Raw genomic sequence first — 10,306 nt, forward strand, 5'->3', positions numbered from 1 at the left:
GTCAGCGCACCCCGTCCAGGGCCGCCGCCTGCGCCGTGGCCGGGGCCGGCGGCGTCGAGGCGGGCGGCGTCGGGCCCACTGGCGTCGGGCGCAGGTGCCCGTCGGTGGCGAACGAGCCGGGCGGCGGCGTCACCCCGTTCTCACGGCACCATGCACCGGCGGGTCGGGCCGTGCGCCGCGCCGACCCGTCGGACGGCTCGAGCTGCAGGGCGATCGGTGGCAGCGGCGGCAGCTCCTGGCCGGACTCGGCGGCCAGCTCGTCGGCGTCCTTCTCCTCGGACATGCCGATGGGCCCGACGCGCTGGGCGTTGAGGAACTGACGCACGACCGGCTCCTCGGAGGACAGGAGCATCTCACGGGGGCCGAACATCGCCAGGTGGCGGTGGTAGAGCAGCCCGATGTTGTCGGGCACCGTGCGGGCCGTGTTGATGTCGTGCGTGACGATGAGGAACGTCGCCTCGATCTGGGCGTTGAGGTCGACGATCAGCTGGTTGAGGTAGGCCGTGCGCACCGGGTCCAGGCCGGAGTCCGGCTCGTCGAAGAGGATGATCTCGGGGTCGAGCACGAGGGCCCGGGCGAGGCCGGCCCGCTTGCGCATGCCCCCGGAGATCTCGCCGGGCAGCTTGCCCTCGGCGCCCTGGAGCCCGACGAGCTCGATCTTCTCCCCGACGATGCCCCGGATCTCCGACTCGGACTTGCGCGTGTGCTCGCGGAGGGGGAAGGCGATGTTGTCGTAGAGGTTCATCGACCCGAAGAGGGCACCGTCCTGGAAGAGGACGCCGAAGAGCTTGCGGACCTCGTAGAGGTCGTGCTCACGCAGCCGCGTGAGGTCCTGGCCGTTGATGACGATCGACCCGGCGTCGGGCTTGAGCAGCCCGACGAGGGTCTTGAGGAAGACCGACTTCCCGGTGCCCGAGGGGCCCAGCATCACCGAGATCTCCCCGGCGGGGAGCGTCAGGGTGACGTCCTTCCAGATCGTCTGCGACCCGAAGGTCTTGGTCAGACCGCTGACCGCGATCTCCACACCCATGTGGCACCTACTCGTTGTCTCGACCGTCTCGACTCGGTTGTCTGGGAAACGAGTGGTCAGGGGCGAAGTTACGCGCGAGTTCACCCTCCCCCCATTCGGCGTCGGGCACCCCTACCCTGTGAGCAGGCCGCATGGCGGGGATGGGAGCCGGGAGCGACGAGGAGGGCTGATGCGGGCACAGCTGTTGGCCTCGCAGGTCGAGCCCGGTGCCGTCATCGAGGTCGAGGGCCGGCCCCGGCGCGTGCTCGGGACGCTCCGCTTCGTCAGCGACGGGCGTCGGTGGCGCGAGCACTGCGTCGAGGGGTCACGGTCGGGCAGCCGCGAGTGGGTCGCGGTCAGCCCCCGCGACCGCGACACCGTCATCGAGTGGACCGCGCGCCACGACCTCGTCGGCGAGCCGGATCTGCGCGGCCTCACCCTCGACGGGCGCGAGTGGGACCTCGACGAGGCCGGCACGGCCACGTACACGGCCACCGGCGACACCGGCACCGGCCGGGACGGCACGTGCGAGTTCGTCGAGTACACGTCGGGGGCCGATGCCGTCCTCGTCTTCGAGAGCTTCGACGGCGGCGTCTGGGAGATCAGCACCGGCCGGCGGGCCCGCCCGGAGGCCGTGACCGCCTACCACGACGTCGTCGGCTGAGCCCACCGCACAGCCGGCGACCGCGGATCCCTAGCCGTGCGTGGCGGTGACCTCGTGCCGTGGCCGGCCGTCCTCGACGTGCAGCGTCACCGACGCGACGCGGCCGGCCGCCCCGAGCCGGGCCAGCCCCGCGAGAGCCGCGTTGAGCCGGTCGAACGTCTCGGGCGTCGGGACGGGGGCCTGCCCGTCGGCGTTGCCGGACAGGCCGGTGAGCCGGTGGTCGGGCCCGACCGTGATGGTGGCCGCGAGGCGCTCGACGTCCCGGCCCCGGAACGCGACGACGCCGGCGTGCAGCGTGCGGGCCACACCGTCGAGCAGTTCGCCGACGCGTGCCGACGCGTCGTCGGGGTCGACGACCTCCGGTGCGGACCCGGACGCGGACCCCTCGGACGGGCGCGGCGAGTGTCCCTCGCTGAGGAAGCCGACGGCGGCGAACTCGATCTTGGCGAAGTCCACGACGGCGTCGCGCGCGAGCGAGTTGTCGATGACGTAGGCGAGGTTGACCGCCAGATCCCTCATGCCCGGGTGCAGCTGCTGGCCGACGAAGCGCGCGCACAGCAGCATCGCGTGGACCCGCACCATCCGGCGGCCGCGCCGGTCCTGGACGCGCTGCTCCGGCTCGACGCGGCCGAGGTCGAACCCCTCCGCGGGATAGAAGTGCACCGGGCGCTCGAGGACGAGCAGCGAGTAGTCGGGCCGGTCCGAGCCCGGCATGAGCCGGTAGAGCTCACCGTTGAGGGGTAGCTGCCACTCGAGCTCGGGCGGCGCGACGTCGAACCGGGTGACGCTGACGAGAGGTCCGTAGCGACCCGAGGGTGCCGCTGCAGCGGGCGGCGTCCCGTGCGGCGTCGACCCCTCGCCAGCCCCCGGAACTGTTCCCGGAACTGCTCGCGGAGCAGCCCCCGGAACCGCCCCGAAGGCGAGGCCCTTGGCATGCGAGCGCCATCCCATGCGGTCAACCTACCGGCAGGCGCACCGCGCCCACGGGCACCGGCCGCCGCGGCGGCGAGCGCGCTCCGGCGTCGTTACGGTGGAGTGGTGACGACAGTGGGCAAGGACGCTCCCGAGCTGCAGGACCTCTCCGAACTGGTCGACGCGCTGCCGACGGGCGCGGTCGTCACGGCACCCGACAGTGTCGCGGCCTACCGCTTCGACTACACGGCCGACCCCGGTGCCGGGACGCCGAGCGTCGTCGTGCGCGCCACGACCGCCGCCGACGTCCAGGCCACGCTCCGGTGGGCGTCGGCGCACGGCGTGCCCGTCGTGCCCCGCGGCGCCGGCAGCGGCCTGTCCGGCGGCTCGAACGCCGTCGACGGGTGCGTCGTGCTCAGCCTCGAGCGGATGCGCCGCGTCGAGGTCGACCCGGCCACCCGCACGGCCGTCGTCGAGCCCGGCGCCCTCAACGCCGAGGTCAAACGGGCCGCCGCCGAGCACGGCCTCTGGTACCCGCCGGACCCGTCCTCGTTCGAGATCTGCTCGATCGGCGGCAACGTCGCGACCAATGCCGGCGGCCTGTGCTGCGTCAAGTACGGCGTGACGAGCGACTACGTCCTCGGGCTCGACGTCGTCCTCGCCGACGGCACCCTGGTCCGGCTCGGCGGCGCGCGCATCAAGGACTCCGCCGGCCTGTCGCTCGTCAAGCTCTTCGTCGGCAGCGAGGGCACGCTCGGGGTCGTCACCCGGGCGACGCTGCGCCTCGTGCCGGCCCAGGCCCCGCCGGCGACGCTCGTGGCCACCTTCGACGACGTCGCCGACGCCGCCCGCGCGGTCGTCGCGATCGGTGGGCGGTTGCGCGCCTCGATGATGGAGCTGATGGACCAGGCCTCGATCAACGCCGTCGAGGACCACCGCGCGATGGGCCTGGACCGCGACGCCGGTGCCCTCCTCGTGGCCCAGTCCGACGCGCCCGGCGAGGCCCGGGCCCAGGAGATCGCGGTCATGGAGCAGCTGTGCACCGCGAACGGCTCGCGGGAGTGCTTCACGACGACCGACCCCGACGAGGGCGAGCTGTTCGTCGCCGCGCGCCGGGCGGCCATCGTGGCCATCGAGCGCCGGGGCCTGCTCATGCTCGAGGACGTCGGTGTGCCGGTGCCCCGGCTGCCGGAGCTGCTGACCGGCATCGCCGAGATCGCGCGCCGTCGCGAGGTAGAGATCCCCGTCGTCGCCCACGCCGGCGACGGCAACACCCACCCGGTCATCGTGCACCCTCCCGGCGACGAGGCCGCCCGGGCGCGCGCGGCCATCGCCTTCCGCGAGGTCATGACCCTGGCCATCGGCCTCGGCGGCACCATCACGGGCGAGCACGGCGTCGGGCGGCTCAAGCGCGCCGCCCTCCCGGAGCAAGTGGGCCCGGACGTCATGGCGCTGACGCATCGCATCAAGTCCGCCCTCGACCCCCAGGGCATCCTCAACCCCGGATCGGGGTTCTGAGGACGCCATCTGGTTCGAGGTATCCCGTCGCACTCCACCGCGACGAGCCACCTCGACCCACGGCGCGACAACGCGAAGGCGGGCCCGACCGCATGGTCGGACCCGCCTGTGCGAGGCAGTGATCCCGGCAAGTGCCGGGTCAGATCACTTGAGCTCGACGGTCGCGCCGGCGCCCTCGAGCTGCTCCTTGGCCTTCTCGGCCGCAGCCTTGTCGACGTTCTCGAGAACGGGCTTCGGGGCGCCGTCCACGAGGTCCTTGGCCTCCTTGAGGCCGAGGCTCGTGAGGGCGCGGACCTCCTTGATGACCTGGATCTTCTTCTCGCCCGCGGCGGTGAGAACGACGTCGAACGAGTCCTTCTCCTCCTCCTCGACGGGGGCAGCGGCGCCGCCGCCGGCCGCCGGAGCGGCGGCAACGGGGGCAGCAGCGGTGACCTCGAAGGTCTCCTCGAACTGCTTCACGAACTCGGAGAGCTCGATGAGGGTCATCTCCTTGAAGGCGTCAAGGAGCTCGTCGGTGCTGAGCTTCGCCATGATGGCTTCCTTCCTGTTTCTTGCCGTGAGTGGCGTTGTGGTGGTTGAGCGACGCCGTGCGTCAGCTCTCGTCGCCACCCTCGGCGACGTCGGTGGTGGCCTCGTCGGCGGCGGCCGGCGCGGCGGGTCCCTGGGCCTCGACCTTCTGGCGCAGCGCGTCGACCACACGGGCCGTCTGCGACAGAGGAGCGACGAACAGGTACGCGGCCTTGGTGAGCGAGCCCTTCATGGCGCCCGCCAGCTTGGCCAGGAGAACCTCGCGGGACTCGAGGTCCGCGAGCTTCGTGATGTCCTCGGCCGTCAGCGGCTTGCCGTCGAGGACGCCGGCCTTGATGACGAGGAGCGGGTGTGCCTTGGCGAAGTCACGCAGGCCCTTGGCCGCCTCGACCGGGTCACCGGTGACGAAGGCGATCGCGGACGGGCCCTGGAGCTGGCCGTCGAAGGCCGTGATCCCGGCCTCCTTGGCGGCGAGCTCCGTGAGCGTGTTCTTGACCACGGCGTAGGTGGCGTGCTCTCGGATCGAGCTGCGCAGCTCGGACAGCTGCTTCACGGTCAGACCGCGGTACTCGGTGAGAACGGCCGCGCCGGACTCACGGAAACGGTCCGTGATCTCGGCGATGGCTGCCGTCTTCTCGGCGTTCGCCATCTGGGCCTCCTTCCCTTGCGTGGTGACGCCGGGCGGAGGATCTCCGTAGGGCCTGCACGAAAAGAGCCCCGGCGCAGGCGCTCGGGGCTCGGACGGGCACGTGGGCGTGCCGCTCTCGCTCGATCGGCCTGCGCCGGTTGCCCGCATCGTGCGGGACCTTCGGGAGTCGTGGAACCACGTCTCCAACCGGCGGTCATTGGTCGCGGACCAGCGTACGTGTTCGAGCCGCCACGACAAAATCGAGCCATCCCGGGCCGGCGAGAACCCGTCAGGCGCGGCGAGCGCGCCGCGAGCGCGCGGCGAAGCCCCGCCACGCGACACGGCGGCCTGCCCGATCCGGCGGGTCCGCGCCAGCATCCTCGCAATCGTCCCCACGAGCACCTAGCGTGGGGCCATGGTGACTGGCGGTGGACCACGCCGGCACGAGCACCCCGGCGTGCGGGCCCTCCGGCGCCGGCGGCTCTGGGCCGGCGCAGCGGTGCTGGCCTGCGTCGCGGCCGACGTCTGGTCGGTGAGCTGGGCCGGTGCGCGTGAGACCGACTCCCCTGCCGCCCTCCCGGTGCTGTCCCGGGTCGCCCTCACCGCCGGGACCGGCCCCCTCGTCCACGTCGACGCGGTGGAGACGGTGCCGACGTCGCCGCTCATGCCGGGCTCCGACGCCGCGGTCGCGGGCCAGCGTCCCCTCTCGGCGACGCAGGGCCCGACGTCCGGCACCGCGTCGGAGGGCACGTCGACCTCGTCGGCGACGCACGTCGTCGAGCGGGGCGACGGACGCTTCACCGTGCTCGCCGTGCCCACCGACGCCGAGCGCACGCACGTCTCGAGCGGACGCGTCGTCCGCTACACGCTCGAGATGGAGGGCGGCCTGGACGTCGATCCCGACGAGTACACGCGGACGGTCGTCTCGGTGCTCACCGACGGACGGGGCTGGCAGGGCGTCGACCACGTCCGCTTCGTCGGTGTCTCGCCCCAGCAGGTCGCCGCGGGCACCACGCCGGACCTGCGCATCACCCTCGCGAGCCCGGACACCACCGACCGCCTCTGCGCCCCGCTCGAGACCCGCGGCCAGGTCAGCTGCCACAACTCGGGGCGCGTCGTGCTCAACCTGCGTCGGTGGGTCCTCGGCGCCGATGCGTATGGCAAGGACGTCACCGGGTACCGCACCTACCTCGTCAACCACGAGGTGGGCCACGGCATCGGTCACGCGCACGCCTACTGCGGGGGTCCCGGCAAGGTCGCGCCGGTGATGATGCAGCAGAGCTACGGCCTCAAGGGCTGCACCGCCTGGAACTGGCCGAGCCCGAAGCCCGCCTGACGCGTCCGGCAGCCCGCGCCGGTTCTCGGCCCGGCGGCCCGTCGTCCGGGGGGCGCGCCGGGGGCGCCGGGCACCGTGCTCGGCCCGACGCCCCGGTCGCGTCCGTCAGAGGACGGCGCTGTAGCTGTAGCCGATGCGGATGACCGAACCGGTCGGCAGTGAGCCGAGGACGCGGTCGGTGACGATCTCGACCATGACGACCTCGATCGACTTCGCGGTGCGGGTGACCTTGTGCAGCGTCACCTTGCCCAGGCCCGGCACCGTGACGACGGTGTTCGGCGGTACCGACCCGTTGACGGCCGGAAGCTTGGGGATGCTCAGCCCGGTGAACGAGCTGCGGTCGACGAGGACGGGCGCAGCCGACGGGCTCGACTGTGTCACCGCGGTGTCCGCGACGAGCGCGTCGGCCCCGATGACACCGGCGAGCACCCGCGGGGAGCCGACCCGGTTGATGACCCGCACCGCCCGGGAGGACGTCGTGGCCGTGGCGGCCACCGTGGTCGTCGTCGTGCCGGTCGTGACGACGCCCGGAACGGTGGCCGACGCGACGTTGGCGGAGCCGGTGCTGCCGGCGCACTGCGGGTGGGCCAGGGCCGTCGGGCTCGACAGCACTCGGCCGTCGGCGGCGTTGGCGCTCGTGGCGTAGCCGGTGCCCGCGACGAGACCCACGACCGGGCGGGTCAGCGACGAGCTGGAGACGCCGACGAGGACGTTGGACCCGATGTCGATGCCGAACGGGTTCCGGCCGGTGACGACGACCTGGAGCGCGACGGTCTGGACCCGCCACTCCGAGCCGACCCACGCCTTGGTCTGGCGGTTGAGGTAGACGGTCGCGTACGGCTTGCCGTCGCTGCCGCGCAGGTAGAGGGCCGTGTTCGGCGCGGGGGTGGCACTCTGGGCCTGACCGGCGACCGTGAGACCGACGAGCTGAGCACGGTTGCCGCCGGTGAACGTGGTGCTGCCGTTGACGACGGCGGTGCTGGCCGAGCTGACGGCGCTGGTGCGCACGAGCCCGCCGACGAGGTTGACAGCGCCCGTCGTGGCCGTCGTGCGGCTGACCTTGAGCCCGTTCTCGATGGACGAGGAGGCCGTGGTCGACGTCGCCCCGACGGTGCCGAGGGGCGCGGCGTTGACGGCGGCAGCGGTGCCCTTGACGGTGCGCCCGAACGTCGTCGTGCACCCGATGCCGGCGTAGGCCACCGGCCCGGACACCACCTTCGAGCCCACGGCGGCGTAGGTGCCGTAGGCGTATGACAGGACCCCGACGTTCGGGAGGCCGGCGGCCTGCGCGGGTCCCGCCAGCGGGAGGGTGGAGACGGCAAGCGCCGCCGCGAGGAACGCGGTCCGTACCGCGCGATGCATGGTGCTCATGGAAGCTCCTGACTCGATCCCACACAGCGTCGGTCCCCTGTGACCGACCCACCGGGCAAACGAGTGCGCAGCGCGAGGTGTTATGGGTGGTTGGCCCGAATTGTCGAAGCGCTCCCCAGCAGAACCGCAGGTGGGAGGGCCGGACCTGCACGTGCGACGCGCCCGCCACCTGTTCCTGTGGGCAGGCGGCGAGCGCGTCGGTCGCAGCAGGTCGATCCCGCGTCAGGGAGCCGGGTGGACCACCATCGCGGAGCCGCCGCCGCGGCGCACCGGTTCGGCCGCCGCCTCGAAGACCCCGTCGCCGAGGCTGCGGATGGCCGTGACGGCACCGATCTCGCCGGCGTCGGTCAGCGTGTGGCCCAGGGCGCGCAGACCGGCGGCCGCGGGGCTGGCCAGGAACGCCGGCTCCGCACCCTCCCCCGAGGCGCTGTTGCGCGACGAGAGCCGCGGTGCGGCGATCGCGTCGACGAGGGAGAGGTCACGGTCGAGGTAGCCGAGGATCGTCTGCGACACCGACGTGATGATCGTGGCGCCACCGGGCGAGCCGACCGCCAGGAACGGCGTGCCGTCCTTCAGGATGATCGTCGGGCTCATGGACGAGCGCGGCCGCTTGCCGGGGCCCGGGAGGTTGGGGTCGGGCGCATCGCCCTGCGTCGGGGCGAAGTTGAAGTCGGTCAGCTCGTTGTTGAGCAGGAAGCCCCAGCCGGGCACGGTGATCCCCGAGCCGCCCGTCTGTTCGATGGTCAACGTGTAGGACGCCACGTTCCCCCACCGGTCCGCCGCCGTGAGGTGAGTGGTCGACTGCCCCTCGCTGGGCTGCGCCGACGCGGGGGCGGTGGCGCACGAGGTGTCGTAGGAGCCGTCGGGCACGCCCGGAGGTATGGGCCGCGAGTGGGCCTTGGCCGGGTCGAACAGGCAGGCGCGCTCGGCGGCGAAGTCGGGGTTGACGAGCTGGGACACCGGCACGCCGGGGACGTCACCGACGTACCGGTTGCGGTCGGCGAACGCCGTGGCCGACGCCTCCGAGAAGCGGTGGAGGTACTGGACGTCGCTGACGTCGCTGGTCGCCACTCCGGTGCGGTCCTCGTAGGCCTTCATGAGGTTGAGGATCTCGGCCACGGCGATGCCGCCCGAGCTCGGCACCGGCATGCCGTAGACGTCGAGACCCTCGTACCGCGAGTGGATCGGCGCCTTGGTCAGCGCACGGTAGGCCGCGAGGTCGCGCAGCGTCATCGTGCCGCCCATGACCTCCTGACCGGGCTTGGTATGCGGCGCGTTGACCTCGCGGACGATCGCCTCGCCGAGGCGCCCGCGGTAGAGGACGTCGACCCCCTGGGTGCGCAGCGTCCGGTACGCCTTGGCCATGTCGGGGTTGGTGAACGTCGAGCCGACGGCGGGCGGCTGCCCCCCGGGCAGGAACACCCGCGCCGTGGCGGGGAACCTCGAGAAGCGGTCGGCGTTCTGGGCGGTCTGGTCGTGGAAGGTCTGGTCGACGACGAAGCCCTTCGCCGCCAGGCGCTCGGCCGGCTTGAGCGCCTCGTTGAAGGAGAGCGTGCCGTAGTCGCGCAGGGCCTTGGCCCACAGCGCCGGAGTTCCCGGGACACCGACCGACAGGCCGGAGTTCACAGCCGTGTTGAAGGCATAGGGCTGGCCGGTCGCCGGGTCGATGAAGGCCTGGTCGGTGAAGGACATCGGCGCCGTCTCGCGGCCGTCGATCGTGCTCACCTTCTTGGTGCGGGCGTCGTAGTAGACGAGGAAGCCGCCACCGCCGATGCCGGCGCTGTACGGCTCGGTGACCCCGAGGGCGGCGGCGGTGGCCACGGCCGCGTCGGCCGCGTTGCCGCCCCGGGCGAGGACGTCGATGCCGACCTGCGAGGCGTCCCGGTCGACGGAGCTGACCGCTCCACCGGAACCCGTCATGACGGGCACCTTCGGCAGCGTGGCGGGGCGGCCGTGCCATCCGCGGTCGGTCGTGTGGCTGGGGGCGGAGGTCGGGGTCGCGGGCTGCGCGCCCGCCTGAGGCGCGAGCAGGGCGAGCGGGAGGCCCGCGCTGACACCCGCCACGACCCAACGTCTGGTGCTGCGTGTCTGTCGGCTCATCCGTCGACCGTACTCGCGCAAGGCCGTTCGGGCGCCCTGGCGACCCGGCCGATTCGGCGGACACGAGCAGAGCCCGCCACCCGAGGGGTGGCGGGCTCTGGCGTCGGACCGGCCGTGGGCCGTCGGTGACCGAGGGCGTGGAGCGACCTCAGGCGGTCGCGTCCTCCTCGACGAGGAGGTTGCGCGTCTTGCTGAAGTCGAGCGGGATGCCGGGGCCCATCGTCGTGGAGACGGTGGCCT

General features: G+C 72.7%; 9 protein-coding genes. 3 read left to right on the top strand and 6 right to left on the bottom strand.

Annotation, left to right across the window (positions count from 1 at the left end):
* Position 1 precedes the first annotated feature (1 nt).
* On the bottom strand, positions 2 to 1,030 hold the full coding sequence (locus tag ACPYOM_RS05295) for an ABC transporter ATP-binding protein (RefSeq protein ID WP_481345162.1): 1,029 nt from the start codon (positions 1,028 to 1,030) through the stop codon (positions 2 to 4).
* Positions 1,031 to 1,199: 169 nt separating this feature from the next.
* On the opposite strand from ACPYOM_RS05295, the gene ACPYOM_RS05300 reads away from it, so the two are divergent.
* The gene (locus tag ACPYOM_RS05300) at positions 1,200 to 1,673 is read left to right on the top strand and encodes a DUF4178 domain-containing protein (RefSeq protein WP_481345163.1); all 474 of its coding nucleotides are present in this window, start codon (positions 1,200 to 1,202) and stop codon (positions 1,671 to 1,673) included.
* 30 nt (positions 1,674 to 1,703) lie between these two features.
* Here ACPYOM_RS05300 and ACPYOM_RS05305 read toward each other — a convergent pair whose 3' ends face one another.
* Complete coding sequence (locus ACPYOM_RS05305) at positions 1,704 to 2,624, bottom strand: hypothetical protein (protein WP_481345164.1); 921 nt, start codon at positions 2,622 to 2,624, stop codon at positions 1,704 to 1,706.
* A 96-nt stretch (positions 2,625 to 2,720) separates the two neighbouring features.
* Here ACPYOM_RS05305 and ACPYOM_RS05310 point away from each other — a divergent pair, with 96 nt between their 5' ends.
* The gene (locus ACPYOM_RS05310) at positions 2,721 to 4,103 is read left to right on the top strand and encodes an FAD-binding oxidoreductase (RefSeq protein WP_481345169.1); all 1,383 of its coding nucleotides are present in this window, start codon (positions 2,721 to 2,723) and stop codon (positions 4,101 to 4,103) included.
* A gap of 144 nt (positions 4,104 to 4,247) precedes the next feature.
* On the opposite strand, the gene rplL is transcribed toward ACPYOM_RS05310, so the two are convergent.
* Together rplL and rplJ are read right to left on the bottom strand one after the other, a co-directional pair.
* Positions 4,248 to 4,634 (bottom strand): 50S ribosomal protein L7/L12, encoded by a 387-nt coding sequence (rplL, locus tag ACPYOM_RS05315; RefSeq protein ID WP_481340674.1) that lies wholly within the window; start codon positions 4,632 to 4,634, stop codon positions 4,248 to 4,250.
* Between the two features lie 61 nt (positions 4,635 to 4,695).
* Positions 4,696 to 5,280 carry a 50S ribosomal protein L10 gene (gene rplJ / locus ACPYOM_RS05320; protein WP_481340673.1) on the bottom strand — a complete coding sequence of 195 codons (585 nt, stop codon included), beginning with the start codon at positions 5,278 to 5,280 and terminating at the stop codon, positions 4,696 to 4,698.
* Positions 5,281 to 5,674: 394 nt separating this feature from the next.
* Between rplJ and ACPYOM_RS05325 the strand changes: the two genes are divergently transcribed.
* Entirely contained in the window at positions 5,675 to 6,595 is a 921-nt protein-coding gene (locus tag ACPYOM_RS05325) for a DUF3152 domain-containing protein (RefSeq protein ID WP_481345165.1), read from the top strand.
* Positions 6,596 to 6,700: 105 nt separating this feature from the next.
* On the opposite strand, the gene ACPYOM_RS05330 is transcribed toward ACPYOM_RS05325, so the two are convergent.
* Together ACPYOM_RS05330 and ggt are read right to left on the bottom strand one after the other, a co-directional pair.
* Positions 6,701 to 7,966, bottom strand: coding sequence for a choice-of-anchor P family protein (locus tag ACPYOM_RS05330; protein ID WP_481345166.1), 1,266 nt, complete (start codon positions 7,964 to 7,966; stop codon positions 6,701 to 6,703).
* Positions 7,967 to 8,188: 222 nt separating this feature from the next.
* A complete protein-coding gene (ggt, locus tag ACPYOM_RS05335) occupies positions 8,189 to 10,066 on the bottom strand; it encodes a gamma-glutamyltransferase (RefSeq protein ID WP_481345167.1) in 1,878 nt (625 codons plus the stop codon).
* Positions 10,067 to 10,306: the final 240 nt, after the last annotated feature.

This window comes from Monashia sp. HAY1-2A (assembly GCF_056755315.1).

Coding starts and splice junctions, on each gene's coding strand:
- ACPYOM_RS05295 (WP_481345162.1), bottom strand. CDS start 1,030: ATGGGTGTGGAGATCGCGGTCAGCGGTCTGACCAAGACCTTCGGGTCG.
- ACPYOM_RS05300 (WP_481345163.1), top strand. CDS start 1,200: ATGCGGGCACAGCTGTTGGCCTCGCAGGTCGAGCCCGGTGCCGTCATC.
- ACPYOM_RS05305 (WP_481345164.1), bottom strand. CDS start 2,624: ATGGGATGGCGCTCGCATGCCAAGGGCCTCGCCTTCGGGGCGGTTCCG.
- rplL (WP_481340674.1), bottom strand. CDS start 4,634: ATGGCGAAGCTCAGCACCGACGAGCTCCTTGACGCCTTCAAGGAGATG.
- rplJ (WP_481340673.1), bottom strand. CDS start 5,280: ATGGCGAACGCCGAGAAGACGGCAGCCATCGCCGAGATCACGGACCGT.
- ACPYOM_RS05325 (WP_481345165.1), top strand. CDS start 5,675: ATGGTGACTGGCGGTGGACCACGCCGGCACGAGCACCCCGGCGTGCGG.
- ACPYOM_RS05330 (WP_481345166.1), bottom strand. CDS start 7,966: ATGAGCACCATGCATCGCGCGGTACGGACCGCGTTCCTCGCGGCGGCG.
- ggt (WP_481345167.1), bottom strand. CDS start 10,066: ATGAGCCGACAGACACGCAGCACCAGACGTTGGGTCGTGGCGGGTGTC.